19 protein-coding genes are annotated in these 20976 nt (G+C 40.4%); 1 reads left to right on the forward strand and 18 read right to left on the reverse strand.

Annotated features, from left to right (window positions below; all coding sequences use genetic code 11):
* Nucleotides 1–466 precede the first annotated feature (466 nt).
* The 6 genes from IGI44_RS13090 to IGI44_RS13115 all read right to left on the reverse strand — a co-directional run bounded on the left by IGI44_RS13090 (nt 467) and on the right by IGI44_RS13115 (nt 5304).
* Nucleotides 467–964, reverse strand: coding sequence for a GyrI-like domain-containing protein (locus tag IGI44_RS13090; RefSeq protein WP_438788159.1), 498 nt, complete (start codon nt 962–964; stop codon nt 467–469).
* Nucleotides 965–1075: 111 nt separating this feature from the next.
* Nucleotides 1076–2371 (reverse strand): sensor histidine kinase, encoded by a 1296-nt coding sequence (locus tag IGI44_RS13095; RefSeq protein WP_438788160.1) that lies wholly within the window; start codon nt 2369–2371, stop codon nt 1076–1078.
* A 60-nt stretch (nt 2372–2431) separates the two neighbouring features.
* Entirely contained in the window at nt 2432–3145 is a 714-nt protein-coding gene (locus tag IGI44_RS13100) for a LytR/AlgR family response regulator transcription factor (RefSeq protein WP_438788161.1), read from the reverse strand.
* Nucleotides 3146–3318: 173 nt separating this feature from the next.
* Nucleotides 3319–3972, reverse strand: a complete 654-nt coding sequence (locus tag IGI44_RS13105) for a TerC family protein (protein ID WP_438788162.1) — start codon at nt 3970–3972, stop codon at nt 3319–3321.
* Between the two features lie 104 nt (nt 3973–4076).
* Nucleotides 4077–4499 (reverse strand): DUF2000 domain-containing protein, encoded by a 423-nt coding sequence (locus tag IGI44_RS13110; RefSeq protein WP_438788163.1) that lies wholly within the window; start codon nt 4497–4499, stop codon nt 4077–4079.
* Between the two features lies 1 nt (nt 4500).
* Nucleotides 4501–5304, reverse strand: a complete 804-nt coding sequence (locus tag IGI44_RS13115; RefSeq protein ID WP_438788165.1) for a helix-turn-helix domain-containing protein — start codon at nt 5302–5304, stop codon at nt 4501–4503.
* 111 nt (nt 5305–5415) lie between these two features.
* Here IGI44_RS13115 and IGI44_RS13120 point away from each other — a divergent pair, with 111 nt between their 5' ends.
* A complete protein-coding gene (locus IGI44_RS13120) occupies nt 5416–6144 on the forward strand; it encodes a DNA alkylation repair protein (protein WP_438788166.1) in 729 nt (242 codons plus the stop codon).
* A gap of 46 nt (nt 6145–6190) precedes the next feature.
* On the opposite strand, the gene IGI44_RS13125 is transcribed toward IGI44_RS13120, so the two are convergent.
* From IGI44_RS13125 to IGI44_RS13180, 12 genes are all read right to left on the reverse strand, one after another.
* Entirely contained in the window at nt 6191–7864 is a 1674-nt protein-coding gene (locus tag IGI44_RS13125) for an immunoglobulin-like domain-containing protein (RefSeq protein WP_438788167.1), read from the reverse strand.
* Between the two features lie 423 nt (nt 7865–8287).
* Nucleotides 8288–8512, reverse strand: a complete 225-nt coding sequence (locus IGI44_RS13130; protein WP_438788168.1) for an LPXTG cell wall anchor domain-containing protein — start codon at nt 8510–8512, stop codon at nt 8288–8290.
* Between the two features lie 17 nt (nt 8513–8529).
* Complete coding sequence (locus IGI44_RS13135; RefSeq protein ID WP_438788170.1) at nt 8530–9153, reverse strand: hypothetical protein; 624 nt, start codon at nt 9151–9153, stop codon at nt 8530–8532.
* Between the two features lie 45 nt (nt 9154–9198).
* Nucleotides 9199–9720, reverse strand: a complete 522-nt coding sequence (locus IGI44_RS13140; protein ID WP_438788171.1) for a hypothetical protein — start codon at nt 9718–9720, stop codon at nt 9199–9201.
* Nucleotides 9721–9725: 5 nt separating this feature from the next.
* Entirely contained in the window at nt 9726–11873 is a 2148-nt protein-coding gene (locus IGI44_RS13145) for a hypothetical protein (RefSeq protein ID WP_438788172.1), read from the reverse strand.
* 423 nt (nt 11874–12296) lie between these two features.
* On the reverse strand, nt 12297–13118 hold the full coding sequence (locus IGI44_RS13150; RefSeq protein ID WP_438788173.1) for a helix-turn-helix domain-containing protein: 822 nt from the start codon (nt 13116–13118) through the stop codon (nt 12297–12299).
* A 5-nt stretch (nt 13119–13123) separates the two neighbouring features.
* Nucleotides 13124–15121, reverse strand: coding sequence for a HelD family protein (locus tag IGI44_RS13155; RefSeq protein ID WP_438788174.1), 1998 nt, complete (start codon nt 15119–15121; stop codon nt 13124–13126).
* Nucleotides 15122–15275: 154 nt separating this feature from the next.
* Nucleotides 15276–15971, reverse strand: a complete 696-nt coding sequence (locus IGI44_RS13160; RefSeq protein WP_438788175.1) for an N-acetylmannosamine-6-phosphate 2-epimerase — start codon at nt 15969–15971, stop codon at nt 15276–15278.
* Nucleotides 15972–16152: 181 nt separating this feature from the next.
* Entirely contained in the window at nt 16153–17199 is a 1047-nt protein-coding gene (locus IGI44_RS13165; RefSeq protein ID WP_438788176.1) for a serine hydrolase, read from the reverse strand.
* 275 nt (nt 17200–17474) lie between these two features.
* Nucleotides 17475–18302 (reverse strand): ABC transporter permease, encoded by an 828-nt coding sequence (locus IGI44_RS13170; RefSeq protein WP_438788178.1) that lies wholly within the window; start codon nt 18300–18302, stop codon nt 17475–17477.
* Nucleotides 18302–19324, reverse strand: coding sequence for an ABC transporter permease (locus IGI44_RS13175; RefSeq protein WP_438788179.1), 1023 nt, complete (start codon nt 19322–19324; stop codon nt 18302–18304). The genes IGI44_RS13170 and IGI44_RS13175 overlap by 1 nt, the downstream gene beginning before the upstream one ends.
* A gap of 24 nt (nt 19325–19348) precedes the next feature.
* The gene (locus IGI44_RS13180) at nt 19349–20956 is read right to left on the reverse strand and encodes an ABC transporter substrate-binding protein (RefSeq protein WP_438788181.1); all 1608 of its coding nucleotides are present in this window, start codon (nt 20954–20956) and stop codon (nt 19349–19351) included.
* Between the last annotated feature and the right edge of the window lie 20 nt (nt 20957–20976).

The raw sequence follows: 20976 nt of genomic DNA on the forward strand, positions 1-20976 counted from the left end.
CCATAATCCTTTAAATCGTTTAAATAGAGTAAAAAATGCATGAGTACCGCCATTCGCCCTTTTTCCTCCAACAGAAAAAAGCACACCAAAAAAGGCCTGCCTTTGGATAATTTTTATTTATACATATCCCAGGAGGAAAAATATTTAGTTGACGTGCTTAGAACCTCTAAGTTTTGTGGTACTCAAAGTCATCGTCGAACCATTTTACCCACCTCCAAGTATGCCTCTTCAAATTTTAGATGAATGTCTACGAAACAACATTCGTAAAGTTTGTGTAAGCATTTACAATCACTCCCTTAGTATAACGAAGGGAATTTTTACTCGCAAGACTTCCAAAAGAGAATCGTTCTCATTTCTGAATAATTCGTCCAGATGGATGGAAATAAAGCTTGAAATAACCTTTTCTAGTCAAGGATTGCAAAAAAATCCAACATTTTATCTATGCTGGATTTCCGTTCTACTTATTCTATTTTCTTCTCACCGGCACCCATATCTCCATATCCTCACCTTGAGTATAGACTTCCAAATCAGGGCCACCGGAAGTCATTTCTCCCGTCATGTATCCACTGTTCAATAAGTCATACTCTTCAGATTCAGGTCCCCATTTTGTTACGATCTCGATTTGCGTCGTACCTGCTGTTTTTCCTGTACAGGGGAAAACGGCCCATGTATTCGCCGGAACCTCTACTTCCTCCATACCATCAGGAGTTGCGGCAGTTGTTGCAGCAGCAATATAGTAATCGAATTTCTTGCTGTCCTCTGGATCAACATTATAAAAACTTGCTCCAATGACACCGAAGGGTTCACGATTGATTAATGGCGCTACTATTTCTTGCTTGTTACCAGAAATGAATTGATTCCAGAAAACTTCACAGTCTTTCATGCCTTGCTGGTTGTCATTAGTCGAGCTCATTTTCACCCCTGCTAACTTGAAACTTTCTAATTCTACGATTCTGTATTTCATTTTCCATTCCTCCATTTATGTGTTGGTGTTGTGTACCTCTTTGCTACACCCATAATTTATCATCTTAGGAGGGACATTTTCGTAACGTGTCATGATTGCTTAGGTTTCTCGTCATGTTTGCTCGAACAAATTGAAATTTAGTTTAAAAGAATAGTCATCAATCGTGTAATTCAGATTTCCATGATAACGTTCAATGGTTTGGCGGACTGATTTCAGGCCAAATCCGTGATTTATTTTATCTTGTTTGCGGGTCGTCAGGGTCGTAATCTTCCCATCTGTACTGTTCTCACAAGAGCCGACTAGCGAATGATTGAAATAAACAAGTTTTAGCTGGATATATTTCCGTGTGCTGCTGTGTTCACAGGCTTCTCGCGCATTATCCAAAATATTTCCAATTAATGACGACAAATCAGAATCGGAAAATTTCATAGCCTCTGGACATTTTATCTCAAACTCACAGGTAATTCCGGCTTCTTTCATTTTTTGGTAATGCAAGCGCAGCAAAGCATTCAGACCCGCATGTTGAGTAAATGAAGGCAGTTCATTTGACTCTAGCTGTTGGATCAATTGGTTGATCTGCTGATTTGCTTCCCCTTCTTTATTCGCCTCTAAGTAGCCAACAATCGAATAAAGCTGATTCTTTAAATCGTGTTTGATTTTTCGTACTTCAAGTTGATGTTTTTCCACTTGCTGATAATACTCCTCCAGCAGTTCATGTCGTTGCTCTTGCAGCTGAAATTCCTGATTTTTCTTTGACATGCTATCTGACATTTCAAAGCTCAAATAAAATAAGACCAACAATAAAACGAAGCTGATCATTAAAACGATATCTCTCACGGCAAAATGATTGGTTCCTGTGACACTAATAATCAGTATTCCGATCGAGAGGCTGCAAATCGAGGCAATTGCCAATTGCAGAATGGAAAAATTTCGTTGAATCGAAATATCGCGTTTTTTTCTGGCTGACCAGAAGGAAAAGACCAGTAGAAAATTGATCAGCATAGCGATTCGATTCCCTATCCCGCCAGAGCTGACAAAATCCAACAGATTATCAACTGGTAAAATCATTCGCGCCAAAATCATCAGGATTCCTTCACTAATGATCGAAAAAACAATAAACAGAGCCGCGACCAAGCCTCTTTGATAAGCTTTTCCTTGAAAGAAAAACTGGACAAAAAACAATAAAAGCAATGTGCTGAGAGAAGTCAAAATAGGCCGCACATTTCCGGTTGTCGCTTCATTCGCGATATTATTAATGAAATAGTATGGAATACAGGTCAAATAGATGACAATAAAAATACTTCTTTTCGGAATTCGCGCCTTCACGGGAAAAAAACTGGAAAATAATAAGCTCAAGCTGATTGATGTTAAAACTGTAACCGGAATAAAATTTTCTAAAAAAGCCATAGGCATTCCTCCTTATTTCTACTTAAAGCATTTTTTCTTCCAGAATTAAGCTGGCACCCTTTAGCGAGACAACACAAATTGCTGGAATTGTTCATGGAAGGAAGCGTGGAACTTCTTGCTGATCGGTAATTTTTCACCATTCTTCAAATAGACAAAATTACTCTCCACAGTATTCAAGCTTTCCAGATTGATAATGATCGAATTATGGATCTGAGCAAAAAGAAGACCCTTCACCTGTTCTCTGGCATCCTTCAAGGTTCCATAATAGTCATAGGTTTCTCCATCAGTCGTATGCAAACAAATTTTTCGACCTGAACTTTCAATGTAGCTGATTTGATTCAAGAAGAAGGTATAAATTTTCTTTTGCGACACGAACTGGAAGACGCCTTTACGCTTTTGCAAGTAGCGTACCGCCGAAGACAAAATGCCTAACGTTTTTTCATGTTCGAACGGTTTGACGATAAATTGAAACGCTAAAACTTCAAACGCCTCTGACATCAGCTCCGCGTGGCTTGTCATAAAAATGATTACCGCATCAGGATCGGCTTTGCGAATCTTTGCCGCTGTCTCTAAACCATCAGTCCCCTCCATCTCAATGTCCAATAAGTACATTTGAAAATAATTGGGGCGCGTGACTAAAAAAGCTAATAAATTATCGCCTGAAAAAAAGACTTCCGTGTTGAACTTGTCCGTTTCTCCATGGAAGACTTGATTTACTAAATTTTCAATCTGACCACTCATTACGCGATCATCATCACAAATTGCAATATTCATACCCATCTCCTTATTGATACCGTTTTCTTTAGTATACCTGAGAATTCTAGCCAGTTGTTTTCAAATTGTAATTGCAGTAGTCAATTCTTTGATTTTTTTACTTAAAGTGAAATTGTTCGTCAACTGCCAAATAAAAAGCTGCCGCATTTTTTGCGACAGCCTCCATAGTCTTATTATGATTTCTTACGATTGAATAGAAAATACATTCCAGCTAATAAAACACAGGACGCCCATGATAGAATGTGCCCATTGCTCAATCCTCGAAGCAGATGATGGATGAACTGATCTTCTACCAGCATTGTCCCTGCGGTATAGGCGATTAACAAAGCCCCAATCCAGATTAGCCAAGGGAAACGATCCATCAATTTCAAAATAATTTGGCTGCCAAAAATGACGATTGGAATGCTAATGATCAAACCTAAAACAGCTAACAGCAACTGTCCATCAGCAACACCAGCGATTGCCAAAACATTATCCAAGCTCATGACTAAATCCGCAAGAATGATCGTACGAATCGCTGATAAAAGCGTGGCTTCACTTTTGATTTCAGCCTCTTCACCATTCGATTTCAACAAGTCATACGCAATATAAAACAACAATACCGCGCCAATGATCTTCACATACGGCACTGTCAGCAGCTCGACAGCCATCATCATTAGTAAAATCCGCAAAACGACAGCCCCTGCGGTTCCAATCACGATCGCCTTATTCTGTGATGAAGCTGGCAGCTTTCTTGTCGCCAAAGCAATCACCACCGCATTATCACCACTTAATACTAAATTCAAAACAATAATCGAAAAAATCTTCGACAGGATTTCAATACTCATTTTAACGTCTCCTCAACTCTTCAAACAGTCATCCTGTCTAAAATATCATCTTTAACTGAAAAAAACATGAAAATGAGCGAATGATTTGGTTGGAGGTTTCTTTCCTACCGTAGCAATGGCAAACTTCCCGTCAATTTATTGACTTGCTTCTTATTCCCAAAAAGGGTTAAGCCAAAATAATCGATCGCTGATTCCGGTACTTGTGTCATTTTCTCGATATATTCACCATAAGTTTTACAGCCCTGCGCCACATCAAAGAAATCGACGACTGTTAGTTGCTCAAAATTAGGTTCGTACAATCTTTCCCGCATACTTCGCAAAAAATCACGATTCCCTTTTAAGATCGGAATGGGAAATTCAATAATTCCTTGATGACGGTAGCCCGTCTGATCAATGACATCTTGACCAACAACTTCAGGAAACAATTTTCCAATCGTTACACCCATCACAGCCGTACTGTTTGCAATGATTCCCTGAGGCATTGCTTCATCGACGACCATGACACACTTTAACTCATTTACTGACATCTTACTCCTCATTTCTTTTCGCAAAAATTGTGCGATAGTGGTTGGGACTCAAGCCGATGAACCGACTAAAGTAATTCGTAAAGTGACTTTGATCATAAAAGCCTGTTCGCTCAGCCGTTTCGATTAAGCTGCAGCCTTGTTCCAGTAATTCCTTGGCTTTTACGATTCGATACGTCTCTAAATAGCGATAAGGGGTAATCCCTTTTTCTCGTGTAAATTGTCGAACAAGCGAATGCTTATTTAGATGAACGAGTTTACAAAGCTGGTCCAACGTGATCTTCTGATCGTAATGGGTCTCTAAGTACTCACAAACAACCGCAATTGATTCTCGCTCAGACAACAGTTGATCCGGCACTTTCTGTGCATAGTTTTGTAAGAGTTCTTCAATAAACAAGAGGAACAGTGTTTCTTTTTCAGCTTTATCACCTTCATTCATGATCAACTGGTGCAGCCTGTGAAAATCTTCTGCTAGCTCCGTTTGAGCCTGCATCGGGTTCATAAATTTCGGTAGCTCCACTCCTGCAAATGGTTGAAAGATGTCTTTTTTAAGATTGAGGCAATGGTAGGTTAAACGACTGCCATCGATTCCTTCACAACTATGATTGTCATAAGGATTAAAGGTTAATAAATCACCTGGTTTAAGCGCATAAGCTTGATTATTCACTACCATCGTGCGGTGACCTTCTTCAATCAGCCCCACGACGTAATAATCGTGGAAATGATTGGGAAAGTTTTGTGATACGCCGGTGAAGGAATAGGCTTCAATCTCTAGATCCTCGTCATAACAAATAATTTTCTGATTCAACGTCTCGCCCCCTTTCCTTTTTCTATTGTACCAAGTCGATCGAAGCAGTGCTTGGAAGATATTGACTTTATGGTATCATCAAACCAAAGATGAAATTGGAGGCGAATACCTATGAAGCATAAGGACCACTACAACGATCAGTATATTTTAGAGCTATCGGAAAAGTTGACACAAGCAGTCCCAGATTTTGATGGAAAAGCTTTTTCTAGTGCACTGATCGGCAAACTAGAGGATAAGGAATTGTTTGCGCGTTTCGACTTTATTGTTGACGCATTGGATGTGACTCTTCCTCGAAACTATCGAGACAATATCCAAGCTTTCTACCAAATTCTCGGACCAGAATTGGAGCAGTCCACCGGAATGTTCAGCTTTGGCTGGTGGCTATGGCCAATCGGTCGTTACGTGGAACGGCATGGGAATGAAGATTGGGAAGCCTCATTGGCCTTTTTGAAGGAATTGACCAAACGTTTTACTGGTGAATATGCGATTCGTCCCTTATTAAAGGAGCATCCGCAAGAAGTGATGGCTGAATTAATTGTTTGGAGTAAAGACCCGAATGTCCATGTACGTCGTCTCGCCTGTGAAGGAATTCGGATTCGTTTGCCGTGGTCAGAAAAAATCTATGTGGCTTTGGACGAATTTGACCGTTACGCTGAAATCCTGACGAATCTAAAGGACGATCCTGAAAAATTCGTGCAAAAAAGTGTCGGCAATAATCTCAATGATCTCTACAAGGATGCCCCCGAAAAAGCCGATTTTCTCATCAGTGAATGGCAAAAAACACCATCGACAAAAGCTCAGGAATGGATCATCAAGCACGGGCGCAGAAATCAGAAATAGCGATATACCTAAAAAGCTTCCTTCAATGAAGGAAGCTTTTTTCAGGTTACTCTGCTTTTTTTGCTCGTTTCAATACAAATGCTAGAAGTACCAGCATGCCGCCAATCATGGTAACCAATAAGCTGCTGGATTCCTCACCGGTTTTCGGTAATTGTTTACTACTTTGAGTGGTTGCAGGAGTAGTCACTGCCTTTTTATTAGCTAAGTTCGTTACAGTGTTGCCTGTACCCATTACTTTTTTTGTTTCTTCTTTTGATTTAGTGGGCTCATCAGTCGAACGATTTTTTACAGTTAAAGTAATTGTCTTCGTGCTCGTTTCACCTTCTGGCGTAGATGCGTAAAATTCGATGGTGTGCTCGCCTGTTTCCACTAGCGTATTGTCCGCCATTTTTACTTTAATCTCACCATTCATTACTTTAAAGCCGTCGATGGTGTCTGATGGATTTTCTGTTTTGGCCCAAGCCATAATCATATCTTCATCCAATTTATCCCCAACATACATGACTTTGTTTTCAACCAAAATTTTTGGGGACCGTTTTTCAGCTTTTTCTTTTACTGTAACAGCCATCGTTTTTGTGATCGTTGCTCCTGATGCTGCTAAAGCCGTATACGTCACTTGATAGGTGCCTGTTTTCGTGGTATCAACCGTGGATTCTGCCCAAATCCCAACGCTGCCTGCTGCACCTGCTTTCGCAAGCTTCTCTTCCTTTCCAGCGGCATTCATCACATAAGCCTGTGCAAAGCTGTATGGATCAAAGGCTTGACCGATTTCAAGGCTCAAACTTGCTTGAACATCTAGTCTAATTGTGTCATTCGTATCAAGTATTTTAATGTTCACGATCTTTTTAGTGATTGTATTATATTCGGAAACGACTGCGATCTCAACGCCAAGTGTTCCAGGCGTATCGGTAGAAAGATGCCCTGCAACAATAATGTTTGCTGTTGCGGTCGGCACGATAGTTCCATCCGGTTTTTTAATCACTATGCGATCACGAATCGCTTGGATGTAGTCACTGCCTTTTGGCAAACTGAAATCCGCTATTTCGATGGTATACATGCCAATATCATCTTCAACAACATGGATAATAGCACTTTGAGTAGCCGTTTTTCCCTGTGAATTCGTTACGGAATATTTCAACAAGTATTCCCCAACCTTAGCAGTATCCACTGTTCCAGTAACCTGAATTTTCGATGTCAAGTCCCCATCTGTCTTATCGTTAGCACTAACGCCTTTCATTGGATCAAAGCTGCTGCCTTTACGAATGCTTTGAGTCGGCAAAATATTGATTGCAGGATGCGTATCCGTTGGTTTATTCGGTGGAAATGGATTTACATCTAACGGTTTTACTTCCGTTTTTTCTTTCTCTACCGTGGACGTACTCGTCTCTTTTCCGCCCTCACTTGAAGCAGCTGTTTCTGAGGCTGGCTTTTGAATAGGCTTGACAGTACTGCTTTCAGTTGAAGGCTTTGTCGTTGTCCCCTCAGTTGTTTTATTGTTACCATTCGTTGTAGTGGGTACTTTTGGTTGTTGACTTGGAGTTGTCGGTGTTTCTTTTGCAGGCTTAGCAACACCTGATTGAATCTTTGGCGTCTCCTCCGTTTTTTTCGCCACTTCACTTGTTGTTTGAATCGCTTCTGTCGCCAATGCTGTCGGTGCGGCAAGTAAAGTAGGTACTAGCAAGCCTGTAAGTGCCGCACATGTTAAGTATTTTCTTTTCATTTTTCTCCCTTTCTCTCTTTGTTTAAGAGATTTAATTCAACTCGAACCCTATTTCGAGCCGCTGCCAAAGTGAATGGATCATTTTTACTAGAGCCTCACAACTGAGACTCCACCTCTATAAAATAACCTAATAACCATAATTGATAACAGCTTCTTTTTAAAGATATCACACAATACATGCCGATTCAACAGCTTTTTGTTTTAAAATAATTACCTTTATTTTATTTTAACTCAACATAAAAAAACAAATAGATGTTTTTTCTTCATTAAATAAATATTAATTTTCCCAATAGAATAAATCTGCATAAGAATTAAATTTTATAATTGAAGCTTTTTATTCAAAAGTTTGATTCGAGAGTCGATTTTTCTTTCGTACAATGTTGATTATCCTTTTCATTTTCAAGATAAAAAGCGGCAAACAGCCTAATCAGCTGTTTGCCGCTTTTTTAAAATCATGAATAGAATCAATAAACAGATACCTGAAAAAAGCAAGAAGTAACTTTGCTGCTCCCCTGTTTGAGGGTAACTGGTACGCACTTGAACATTTACAATTTGTGTACCTGTTTTTTCAGGTTTTTCTTGAGAAGAAAAGATTGTTTCTTCTTCCGGCGAACCTAATATTCCTTCGATTTGAATCGTACTCTTCACATGGATGCCTCCCTGGCTTAAGGGGTTACGACCGGATTTCCTTTACTATCTAACGCTTCAAAAGCCAATGTCATTTTATGGGCAGTCTGTTCTGCTTTTCCTTTATAGTACTCATCCTTAGTCGTACCAGAGTATTGGTATAACGTATCATTCGTGTAGCCTCCAGAAGGATCGGCTTCAGTGTTCAATTTCCCTTGATTATTGGCTAAAGTCATGAAGGCTCTAGTTCCCGTTCCTTTTAGATCAACTACCTGCTCAGCTGCGGAATAATCTTTTCCGGTGATTTTTAACTCATCCACATTGTCTAAATTCCCAGAAGTTACTGTAAAATCTTCAACAGAAACATTCACCGCACGACCAGAATTATTGGTAATACGATAATGTGGTGAGGTAATTGTTTTGTGGGCTGTTTCTTTTGTTGTATAGAAAATATTTGCTGTATCCAAAGTCACGTTGATCCAGTCCTCTAAACCTTCATCGATATTCGGTGCGTTCTCATCGGTATTGTCCTGACCTAACGAGCCGTTGACTGTGATTGATGCTGATCCTGTTCCATTTGTAGTCTCTTCTGCTGCATAAATACTTGCTGCTCCGCCAAATAAAATACTTCCTACTACTAATCCGCTTAAAATTTTTTTCATTTTTCATTTCTCCTTATTCGTTCACTCTATTTTTTGTTAACACCATTAATTTTTAATATGAATCATAATTTTTGCCGCGACCTCTCCTTTCTTCTCTTTCGTTTTATCATCATATAAAGAGAATTTTGCCGTTGCCGGATAGTCCCCTTTTGATAAATTCTTTTCTAATTTGGCTTCTTTCACTTCAAAGCCTGGCTGGATAGCTCCCGATGTATAAATCAATTCACCATTGTCATTTCTAGTGATCTCAACATTGACCGGATACGCATTATGCGTTGGATTTTGAATAATCAATTCTCCTGCTTGTGCACTCGTTTCGAAGGTAGCCTCGGGAGCAATGACCATATTAAATTTACTGCGGTCAACTGTTGCTTGGGCCATTTTTTTTAATTCAGCACCACTGATTTTAGAGGCGTCCTTGTCTTCTGGTAGAAACTCACCACTCACGATTGAGACTGGTTTCGGTTCTTCTCTCGTTAAAAAATACGCACCTATTCCGCCTAAAGCCAATAATAATAAGAGTAGGGCTAATAGCCACTTCTTTTTATTGCTTTGTTTTTCTTCCATAAAGATCATTCCTTTCTTTCCGCAGTCAACGTTAAGCGATATTGCACTTGCTGTGCTGTTTTTACATCCCCGTAGTAGACTCCTGAAAATCCTAGCTTAGTAGAAGCTTTTCCGGCAAGATCAGAAAATGGTAACGGTGCTTCGTGTAGAGAATTGGTCAAAATACCTAATTTATGATCTTGTTCGGTTAGATTTAATAGCAGATCCTTTTTATTCGTTTCATCTGCTGTTGGTAATAGTTGGATTCCCGAAGGATTCGATAGTTCCTGAAAATCAGTCGCCTGAATCTTGACTGGAAAGGAACTGTGGTTGTCGATGGTATATTCGCCTGCCGCACGGATCTTTTGCTGGTTGTTCTCTTTTTCAGTGTAGAAAGCGACCTCTATAGGAAAATCAACATCTATCATTTCTTGAAGTGTTTTAAAAGGCACCTCCAGCCATTCACTCGATTGACTATTCGGATCACCGATAATTCGCACGTAGAGCCAATAATCAGTTTGATCTTTTAGCTTCAAAAAGGTCACAGTATCTTCCAAATTAGTAGTTTGCTTCTCCTCAATAAATCCTTCTCCATCCGCAGCGGGATCGGTTGTATTTTGCGAGTATAGTTTAAAAGAAGCACCGTTAACACGATCCTCATTTCCATGTAAGGAATAGTCTGCTAGTTTGAACGACGCCTCATTGACATCCGTTGTTTGATCAACCTGTAATAATTCGATGGGAGGAGTTAATCGCTTCAAGGTAATGCTCTCAGCATTCTGTAACGTTGTTTTTTCCTCACTGGTAAATTCAGGGGTTCTCGACCCGGTCGTTCGAGTAATGGTCTTTGAAATCGTCCAAATCCCCGGATCTAATTGAGGGGTTAGCTTCAAGGAGGCGGCATCGTCGTTTATGACTACTTCATACCCATTTGTCTCTGTTCCAAATGGACTGAAAGAAAATGTATTTGAAACACTCGTAAAACCAATCGGATTGTAATTACTCCCTGCCTTTGATTTAAACTGAAGCCTTTCAGCGTTATCAATCTCAAAAGTGGAGGCTCGTCCAACGGTTTGGTCAAAAACAGTTTCATCATTCACTACTTCAAAATTTCCGATCGAGTTTGGTAAAAATTTAATCGCGCTACCATCAGCAATTCTTATGCTATGAGGATATCTCATAGAAAATTCCGCGCCTTCTCCAACAGTAATAGAAGAAGGTTTGTCAAAATAATAGAAATACCCATTTGCAGAATTCGTCCCGTTTACCAATAATTTAGCGTTTCTTTCTAATCTGATACTGCAATTGTTTGCTCCATCGGAATAGAGAAAACTATGATTCGAAGTAACATCTAGAACAGCATCCTCTTCTAAGGTAAACGTGCTAGGATTCACCTGGGTCCAAAATAAGCCAGTAGCCCCACTGGTATTTTGAACAATTTTCGTATGGCTGCCAGCGACAAAGACAAAATTGTTTCCTTCAGCAAATTCTTCGCCACCGCCTACAGAACCATCTGCCTTTTGCTGCATGAAGAGATTGGTTCCATGAAAGTAAATTTTTCCGGAAGCATGTCTAAAATAAAAAGGCTGTGCCACCTTATCCGAAAAATAATTGACATTGTTAATATGTAATTCGCTATTTGCCGCACTTCGCATGATCCCGTAAAGACCTTCTGCTCGAACTGTAAAATCTGGTGAACCAAAAGTCATGTTTTGCAAGGTGATGCTCAGTCCCGCAGTGGTCGAATTAAAGCAATGCTCACCAAAATAAGCAATCTGCCGATTATTCCCATCGATCACTACATCAGCTATGATCGTTGCAGCCCCACTACCAATTACGAAAACCTCTGTGGATTCCGCTAATTTTATGTAAGGTTCTTTATTTTTTAAAGCCGTTTGCAGCTCACTTAGCGTATTGACAATCGCCCACTGCTCTTCATACGTTTGGACTCTAGTCTCCTCAGAAGCTATAGTCTCACCAGGATTTTTTGACTCACTTGTTTGTTTGTTCTCTTCAACAGATTCACTCTTATCCATACTTTCAGTGAATGATTGGTCAATGTTTAAATTGTTCGAGAGCTCACTATCGTTTGCCTCGGCCGGACTATTTATAGAAAATAAAGGGCCTAAACTTATAAATAAACAAATCAAAAGCATATGTATTCTTTTCTTCATTGCATCGACTCCAAAAATTTATAGAAATTCGCCAACAATAGTACTATAAACAAAAAATAACAAGAGAACAATTTCAAAAAAATATAAAAAGTTCGATAACGTTCGTCATTGAAATTTGTGATTTAAATCATTAATTATTTGAAATAACTTGAAATAACTATAAATAAATAATGATTACAATTAATATCAGTCCGTTTTTATTCTGAAATTTCTATTCAAAAAAAAGGCATATACCTATTTTTTTTAAATTACTTAGTTTCTACGCAAATTAAATTGAGCTTTTTTTGGTCAATCTTTTTATCAGTTCACTATATTGAAGAATTTTGATCAAATATTAGGGTCTATACTTTAAACTATTTTAAGGCAAAAGAAAAACAGCTTGATCGTCAGATCAAACTGCTTTCTTCCAATTATTCAACTATTTTAGAATACCGATAGAACCATTTTTTCAGTAGGGTAACGGCTCTCAATTAATTTTTGACTAGGTACAAATCCAATCGTTAGTAATCGTTGACGATAACCAATATCTAATTTGTCGGAAGGTCTGAACGTTGTTGTGTGAAGGACTTGAGGATTTTTTTCATCAATCAATTTCGCGAGTAATTTTATTTCAATCTCTAACTCCCAACAAGCAGGTAAGACAATAAAATTCTCGATTTTTTCTGTCTGAGATTCAAACAACAGTAGTCCGACAACTCGTTCCTTTGCCCAAGCCAAATAACAGTTTCCTTCCCTGATAAACGAACCCAAGGCTTGAAGATACCTCTGCTGTTCTAAGTAAGGGAGAGCCCCTCTCATCAAGCAGACAAAATCGAGAATCTTTTCCTGATCCTTCAACTTTCCCCGACGAATGAACACGTCTCGACTTTCAGCCCACAGCAAATAGTCTGATACAAGAAATGGTTCTTCAATCAAGAATTCTTTTTTCTGTTGGCGGAAACGGTTCGGTGAAAGCTTGAACAGCTCTTCAAAGGCCTTCGTAAATGCCTGCTGACTTTGATACCCTTGCTCCAGCGCTAGTTCAAGAATTTTTTGGTCTGAATAAAGTAACGCTTTAGCTGCTTCGTTCAATCTGCGACGCTTGATATAATTATACAAGGATTGACGGGTTGTCTCCTTGAATTCGTGCAGCAAATAATACTTTGAATAGTGAAGCTGCTTCGCTAGTTCATCAAGTGTCATTCTTTCTTGAAGATGCGCCTCCACATAATCTGTGACAGAGGCTACTAACTGAGAATTGTTCATGCGTCTCACTTCCTTTGGAGAAAATAGAGCGCGTGCATCGCTCTTGTTGCGGCGACAAATAGTTGTTGTCTACCTAATAAGCCAGGATACGTTGCTTCGTCTGCATCAACCACGATCACCGCATCGAACTCCAATCCTTTCGACTGAACCAAAGGACAAATGGAAAGATTCTCCTGCAAGTTCGCTGACTCATCCGCCAAGACTTCGCAAGTCATCCCTTGTGCTTCCAATAATTCCTGCCATTCTTTTGCTCGCGCCAAAGTCTTCGTGATCAAGGCGATCGTAGCTAAGCCTTTTCCCCTTAACTCTTTTACTATTTCTAGTATACCCGAAATTTCCTCCGCTTGAGAGTGTACGACTCGTTTTTCTGGCTCCATACCGTGACGCAAGACCGGTTCGATCGTCTGATCATCGATTATTTTTTTCGCACAGGAAATGATTTCATAAGTCGAGCGGTAGCTTTTCGTGAGATAGATTGATTTAGCCTTCGGAAAATAATTCTGCACCTCCGCTAAACTCATCTCATTGATCGTCGTTAAAGATTGGGTGAAATCCCCGATCAGTAAAACCGGACAGGCAAACATTTTTTTGAACACTTCAAATTGGATCGGTGTGTAATCCTGCATCTCATCAATGATCAAGTAGCGAATTTTAGTGAACTCATCCATCCCTTCAATAAATAAGCGGATATAGATGATCGGAAATAAATCTGAATAGCTCAATACCCTTTTCGTTGAGAAGCCCTGTTTCGCCAAAAAATTATGATAAAGTTTGGTACTGGTCGTATAGTTGAACAGCTTCTTCAAGCGATTGAACAGCTGTTTTCTGGTTGGCTTTCTTTTTGGCTGAAAAGGTCGAACTCGCAGATTTTCCAAAATATCCTCGGCGATCAGCTGGAAACGCTGGAAAATCGGTTTCTTGTGATATGCCTTATAACGCTTCAAAATATATTCCGCGTCATAATCATAGTCGCCAATCGTAATTGTTTGCGGTGTAAATTTTTCAATTTCTCGTAGATAGGCGTTCAAGTCCGTCACACATCGCTTGGTTGAAAGATAGCCGATTCGTTTGCTTAGCTGCGGCTGATCAGCTAAGTATAATGTTTCGATCTCTTGAAAGCGGGAAGGCACTTCGGTTGTTCCCGAAAGTTTTTGGCCGAATTCATCGATCGTCCATTCCGTCACTGGTTCTTCCCCCAGCTCCGGCAGCACTTGAGCGATAAACATGCTGAAGGTGCGATTGGGTGAAAGGATCATTACTTGATCAGACGTAATACGATTGCGAAAATGATACAGTAAAAAAGCGATGCGATGCAAAGCAATCGAGGTTTTGCCTGAACCTGCGACTCCCTGAATGATCATATCCTTTGAACGGCTATCACGAATCACTTGGTTCTGCTCCTTTTGGATCGTACTGATGATGGTCGACATCTGACCGCCTTTTTGCTGGCGCAACTCATTTTGCAACACCTCATCAAAAACGGTCGTATCAGATTCCACTACATAGTCGATCGTCCCGCCTTTAAATTTGATCTGGCGTTTCCGTTGGATTTCACCCGTCGCAGTACCTGCCGGAGTTTGAAATTGTGCCTCTCCCAGATCGTAATCATAAAAAATGCTGGCGATCGGTGCCCGCCAATCATAAATCAGCAAGCCCTGTTCCTTTGTAGAAAAAGAAAATGGGCCGACATAGATTTTCTCCGCGGTCGACTCGCCATCATACCTAAAGTCCACCCGTGTAAAATAAGGATTACTCTTTTGCTTTTCCAGTCGAATCAATTGTTTCCCACTAACCGATTCTGCCAAATGCTGCTGATCCAGCAGCCGCGAGTTGATAAACATCTCATGAGGATCGATCTCCCCCTTATAATCGACCAAATACTGATGAAACTGCTGCGTTTCCTTCGTAAAATGAATCATTTCCTGTTCAAGACTGAACTCCTTCTGCTCGATTTCCTTACGAATCGCCTGCCATTCCTTTTGTTCTTCCTCCAACACATCCATCCTTCATCACCTCTCACAAACTTGGTCAAATAAGTATTATAAATGAGAAGTGAAAACATTTTTTCATCAATGTTGCGGTCTTTTTATGAAGTAAAAATAGACGAACGCCCATTTAATTAGCGCTCGTCTACCGTTTGTATTTAACTTGTCGAAATTATTTTAGTCCTTTTACAAAGCGTTCCGTGATTTCCTTAGGTCGTGTGATGGCGCCGCCTACGACGATCCCACACACGCCCATGGCTTGAATCTTTTTCGCTTGTTCCGGTGTATGGATCTGTCCTTCAGCAATCACAGGCAGATTGGCCTCGACTAATTTTTCAATCAATTCATAATCTGGCCCCTGAGCTGTTCGGGTAGCTGTCTCTGCTGTGTACCCGCTTAATGTCGTCCCAACAAAATCAGCACCAGCTTCAAAAGCATTCATTCCTTCTTCAAAGGTAGCGATGTCCGCCATCAATAATTGATCAGGATATCTCTCCTTGATCTGTTGAATGAATTGATTGATCGTCAATCCATCGTGATGTTTACGCAGGGTACAGTCCAAGGCGATCACCTCCACACCTGTTTCTACTAGCGCATCGACTTCCTGCATACTAGCAGTAATAAAGGGTTCCTCTGGCGGATATTGTTTTTTGATCAAGCCGATCATCGGCAGGTCCACCACAGCTTTGATCTCCCGGATATCTCGCACAGAGTTCGCCCGAATCGCTGCTGCGCCGCCTTCTTTTGCTGCTAAAGCCATTAAAGGCATGATTCCGCCTTTTTCGCTATATAATGGTTCACCTGGTAAAGCTTGACAGGAAACAATTAAGCTATTTTTTATGATGGATAAAAATTCTTCCTTCGTCATTTTCTTCTCCACTCCACTTTTTAATTCGTGTGATTTTTAACTACCAATAAAAGACTAACATGTTACAAATAATCTGTATAGACAAAAAAGTTCTCGTCTAAAAAGCTTAAGACGAGAACTTTTTTGTATTGAAACTCAGCTTCAAATTAGAGCTGTTTTTGCTTGTTCCTTCAGAAAAAAATCAAGGTTTGATCTTCGTCGCTGCCAAACTAAAGTCCGCAATTGCTGTTCTAGTTTTTACGATATCCGAAACATTGTTCGTTAGTATGACAATCGCAAATGGATTCTCTTCGGTCAAAACCAGCCCGATATCATTTTCAACATTCTGTTGTTCGCCAGTGATATTGGCTACGGGGATGTTGTCCGGCAATTTTGCAGGAATCTTCGTTCGAATCACTTGGCCTTTCAAAATATCTAACATCGTTTTTTGCGGCTCTTGGTCACGGCCATCATAGATTTTTCTTAATAGTTTCATACAGTCATTCAAGGAAGTATAATTATCCTTATCCGTGCTTCGTACATTGATATCCACCATTCGTCGCTCGATATAGGTATCTGGGTATCCTTGCTCCTTGAAATAGCTGTTCATATTCCCCATTCCATAATGATCAATCAATACATTCGTAGCGTTGATATCGTTTTGTTGGATCATTGGCGTTAACCACTCATTCAATGGCTTGTCCTCAATCACTTGATTGCTGCCATCCTTCTGTGCCAAAGCATAGTCCATAATAAAAAGCTCGATGATATTTGCCGCGATTGTTCGTTCAGAATTCTTGCTAGAAAACTCCTGCTTATTCTTTAAATATTGCACATCGTAATAGACTTTCCCCGCGCTTTTCGTTAAATCAGAAGCGTCTAGCTTAACCGTTGTTTTCTTTTTGGCCTTTGAAGCAGATTTTTTCTTAGCGCTTGCCTGCTTTTTACTTGAACTAGAGGTCTTAGTCTTTTTCTTTGAAGATTCCGTTGTTTTTTTCTTTTTATCTTTCGTTTCGGAACTCTTTTTCGTTGTTTTCTTAGCTGACTTCTTTGTACTGCTTGTGTCAGGCTTTTCTTTTGACGATGATTGGCTTTCTTTTGCAGTGACTGTTTCCTTTGGCTTTTCAACCGTAGTATTTAAAATGCGCGTCACCCCAAAATAAACGCCGCCTGCCAATAGAAGCGCCGCCAGGCCGACCACGACATATTTACCTTTAGATTTTTCATTTGGATCCGTGTGTTTGCCCAAATCCTTCACCTTCTCCCTTTCGAATACCTGTGTTTCATTCAATAATTAGTTTATCATATTTCATTTATAAAATAATTTCTTTTAGAAAAGAATATGTGATTTATAATTTTTAAACATTATTGCTGAACGGCTTCTTTACTTTTTTAGGGATTTCTCAGCTTGGTTACTATAATAGAATGTATTTTCATCATACCTACGAATCCGTATAGCCAAATTCTTTAACTCTTCACGCTAAAAAGCCTGTCCTATGAAAAACATAAGACAGACTTCTTGAATTATTTATTTTTGATTTTTGGATCAAGATAATCACGTAATCCATCACCAACGAAGTTAGCGCCGATCGACATGGAGAAAATCGCGATTCCTGGAAAAGTAGATATCCACCAATAATTCATATTACTGACACCATCAGATACCATTGAGCCCCATTCAGGTGTTGGCGGTTGCGTTCCTAAACCTAAAAAGCTCAATCCTGAGAAGGTGACGATCGCATTCCCGATATCAAGCGTCGCCATGACTAAAAGCGAGCCCAATGCGTTTGGCACAATTTCTTTGACTAGGATGCGTAAATGACTTGCTCCCAAGACTTTTGAGGCAACAATGTACTCATTTTCCTTCAACGTAATCACGAGACTTCGCATCAGTCGCGCATAATTAGGCCACCAAATGATTGTCATCGCCAGTACCGAGTTAAAGATACTTGGACCTAATGCGGCAGCGATTACCATTGCCAAAATTAATGGTGGAAATGCGGCAATCAATTCCGCAAAACGCATCATGATATCATCGATGATGCCGCCGACATAGCCAGCAATACCGCCGTAAATGGTTCCGATGACGATCGTAATACAGACCGTTACCAGCCCTGCGGTGATTGACACACGACTCCCCATCAAGACACGAGAGAACACATCACGACCCAGTTCATCCGTTCCTAAAAAATGCCCCGATGCGCCTGGCGGTAAGAACCGCTCCATCATATCCTGTGCCAGAGGATTCTGCGGCACAATCACTGGTGCAAGAACTGCAATGATCACCCATAATGCACAAATTACAATTCCCAATTTAAATAAAAAGTTTTTTTGTTTTAGTAGTCGTTTCATTAGCCGTACCTCACTCTCGGATCAATGACCCCATAAAGAATGTCAATCACCAGATTCAGTATCACGTTGACCATCGCGATCAATAATGAAACACCACAGATTGCTGGAAAATCTAATGTCGTAGCGGACAAATACGCATATTGTCCAATTCCTGGCCACGAAAAGATTTTTTCCACAAAGACCATTCCGCCTAACAGGTTACTAAAGCCCATCCCCATAACAGTGATCACCGGAATCAGCGCATTGCCTAACGCATGGCGCAAGACGATCTGCCGTTGGGATAATCCTTTGGCTTTTGCTGTTCGGATATAGTCTAATGAAGAAACTTCCAAAAGATTCGAGCGTGTCTGCCGTGAAATCAGCCCCATCGTGAAGAAGCCAAGAACAATCGCAGGCAAAATCAAATGGGAAAGGGCGTCATTGAATAGCGCCCAATTACCGCTCGTCAAAGCGTCCCAGACATAAAGTCCCGTCCCGCCGGTTGGTGCTGAAATCCGCGAACTGACTCGCCCGCCGCCAGGAAACAAATGCCATTTGGAATAGAACAACAACAGCATAACTAGCGCGAACCAGAAGTTCGGGATCGAAACCCCGCTGATTGAGATCGTACGAACTAGATAATCAAACGGCTTGTTGCGATAGACTGCTGAGATGATTCCAAATGTGATCCCAAATAGAACGGCGATCAGCATCGCCATGATCGATAGCTCCAACGTCGCAGGGAAAAACTGTTTCAAATCACTGATAACAGGATTGCCGGTACGAATCGAAGTCCCTAAATCTCCCCGCAGCAAATTGCTTAGATAAATAAAATATTGTTCCATTAGCGGCTTGTCCAAACCCCAGCGCGCTTTGTAAGCCGCGACTGCTGCAGGATCGCTCATCGCATTTGGACTCATATTCGATGCAATTGGATCACTGGGAACGAGATGCGAGATCATGAATACTAAGAACGTCACCCCAATGATCAAAAAGCAGACAAATAGTAAGCGCCGTAATAAAAATCTAGCCATATTCCTCATACACTTTTGCCCCTTGCTCTTTGGTTAGTTGATACTGACATCTTGGAAATTGATTTTTTGTACTTCGTAATAGTTAACGCCCTTCAAGTTGTCACGATATGCCAATACTTTCGGATGCTGAACTAAGAACGCATACGGCATGTCGTTCGCCAGTAATTTTTGTAATTCCTCTGATGCAGCTACTCGTTTGTCTTCATCAGATTCTGTTTGAATCGTTTTCTTCAATTCTTCGATCTTCGTATTCGAAGTATCTGTCCAATTCGCACGTTCGCCGACTGTGTCGTCTGGTAAGAACACTAATTGATTGTTAATCTCCATGTAGTCTGGATGCCAATGCATCAGTAAGAAGGCTTCTTTTCCTTCACGATAAGAATCAATTACGACCCCAATCTCAGAGGTTTCAATCTTGGCATTGATACCGATTTTCTCTAAATCATCTTTGATCTTTTGACCGAGAGTCGTCCAAGACATCCCTTCTGTATCAAAATTGGCAACTGTGAATTTCACTTCGAAGCCATCTTTGTAGCCTGCTTCTTCCATCAATTTCTTCGCTTCATCAAGGTCTTGATAATCTTCGTCCTTTTCTAAAGCACCGGTGAAGCCTTTTGGTACAATGTCTAACGGCAAGACAGATTTATCGCCTGAAATTTTCAGTAATTCCTTATAATTGATTGCTCTACGAACCGCTTCTTGAACTTTCGGGTTCGCCATTGGGCCGCCAATCTTTTCATCTTGATTCATCAGTAAGAATGTCGTTGTTGAACCGACATAATTTTTGATCTTCACGCCTTCTTGATCTTTTAATTGCGACACATTGTCCACGCCGATTCCTAAAGCAATATCGATATCGCCTTGTTTCAACATTTGAATCTGTGTGTTTACATCTGGGATTTCTTTACAAATAACTTTATCATTTTTCACTTCGCCCCAGTATCCCTTGTTCTTCGTTAAACTAAGCTCTTCATTTTGTTTCCATTTGTCTAAGACATAGGCACCTGAACCTGCTGAATTTGAATTCAGCCATTTTTCAGCTGTGTCTTTTGAAGAAGCATCCTCTGCATCTGTCCCACCATGTTCTTTAACAACTTCTGAGTCAACGATGGCAAATGAATTGTTGGCCAATTTCACCAAGAAAGCTGCATCTGGTTCCTTCAATGTGAATTTCACCGTGTAATCATCCGGTGTTTCAATACTTTCCACATTTTCCGTATGATGGGTCGTATTACTTTTCAGATTCTTGGTCCGCATCACACTAAACTTCACGTCTTTAGAAGTCAATTCGTTTCCACTGGAGAATTTCACGCCTTCTTTAATTTTGAAGGTATGGACTTTTTGTGAATCATCCATTTCGTGAGATTCCGCTAATGAAGGCTCTGGAGTAGAGGATTCATAGGTCCGATACAAATAATCATACATCGCATAATAGACCATGTTTCCGTACACTTCATATCCGTGATGAGGATCTAAAGTCTTCAAATCAGATGCCATCCCAACTACTAATGTCTTATCGCCATCTTTACTGCCGCCACCATCGCTTGACCCGTCTGTACTTCCACCGCCACCGCCGCCACAACCAGCGAGTGTCAGCATTGCCAGACAAATGACGCTCCACAACATCTTCCTTTTTTTCATACTCCTTACTCCTCCTTGTG

This window comes from Enterococcus sp. DIV0756, assembly GCF_051710745.1.
GTDB lineage: Bacteria > Bacillota > Bacilli > Lactobacillales > Enterococcaceae > Enterococcus_A.

Bases quoted from the DNA above. Each gene is read 5' to 3' on its own strand.
- IGI44_RS13090 (WP_438788159.1), bottom strand. From the start codon at position 964: ATGAAATACAGAATCGTAGAATTAGAAAGTTTCAAGTTAGCAGGGGTG.
- IGI44_RS13095 (WP_438788160.1), bottom strand. From the start codon at position 2,371: ATGGCTTTTTTAGAAAATTTTATTCCGGTTACAGTTTTAACATCAATC.
- IGI44_RS13100 (WP_438788161.1), bottom strand. From the start codon at position 3,145: ATGAATATTGCAATTTGTGATGATGATCGCGTAATGAGTGGTCAGATT.
- IGI44_RS13105 (WP_438788162.1), bottom strand. From the start codon at position 3,972: ATGAGTATTGAAATCCTGTCGAAGATTTTTTCGATTATTGTTTTGAAT.
- IGI44_RS13110 (WP_438788163.1), bottom strand. From the start codon at position 4,499: ATGTCAGTAAATGAGTTAAAGTGTGTCATGGTCGTCGATGAAGCAATG.
- IGI44_RS13120 (WP_438788166.1), top strand. From the start codon at position 5,416: ATGAAGCATAAGGACCACTACAACGATCAGTATATTTTAGAGCTATCG.
- IGI44_RS13125 (WP_438788167.1), bottom strand. From the start codon at position 7,864: ATGAAAAGAAAATACTTAACATGTGCGGCACTTACAGGCTTGCTAGTA.
- IGI44_RS13135 (WP_438788170.1), bottom strand. From the start codon at position 9,153: ATGAAAAAAATTTTAAGCGGATTAGTAGTAGGAAGTATTTTATTTGGC.
- IGI44_RS13140 (WP_438788171.1), bottom strand. From the start codon at position 9,720: ATGGAAGAAAAACAAAGCAATAAAAAGAAGTGGCTATTAGCCCTACTC.
- IGI44_RS13145 (WP_438788172.1), bottom strand. From the start codon at position 11,873: ATGAAGAAAAGAATACATATGCTTTTGATTTGTTTATTTATAAGTTTA.
- IGI44_RS13150 (WP_438788173.1), bottom strand. From the start codon at position 13,118: ATGAACAATTCTCAGTTAGTAGCCTCTGTCACAGATTATGTGGAGGCG.
- IGI44_RS13155 (WP_438788174.1), bottom strand. From the start codon at position 15,121: ATGGATGTGTTGGAGGAAGAACAAAAGGAATGGCAGGCGATTCGTAAG.
- IGI44_RS13160 (WP_438788175.1), bottom strand. From the start codon at position 15,971: ATGACGAAGGAAGAATTTTTATCCATCATAAAAAATAGCTTAATTGTT.
- IGI44_RS13170 (WP_438788178.1), bottom strand. From the start codon at position 18,302: ATGAAACGACTACTAAAACAAAAAAACTTTTTATTTAAATTGGGAATT.
- IGI44_RS13175 (WP_438788179.1), bottom strand. From the start codon at position 19,324: ATGAGGAATATGGCTAGATTTTTATTACGGCGCTTACTATTTGTCTGC.
- IGI44_RS13180 (WP_438788181.1), bottom strand. From the start codon at position 20,956: ATGAAAAAAAGGAAGATGTTGTGGAGCGTCATTTGTCTGGCAATGCTG.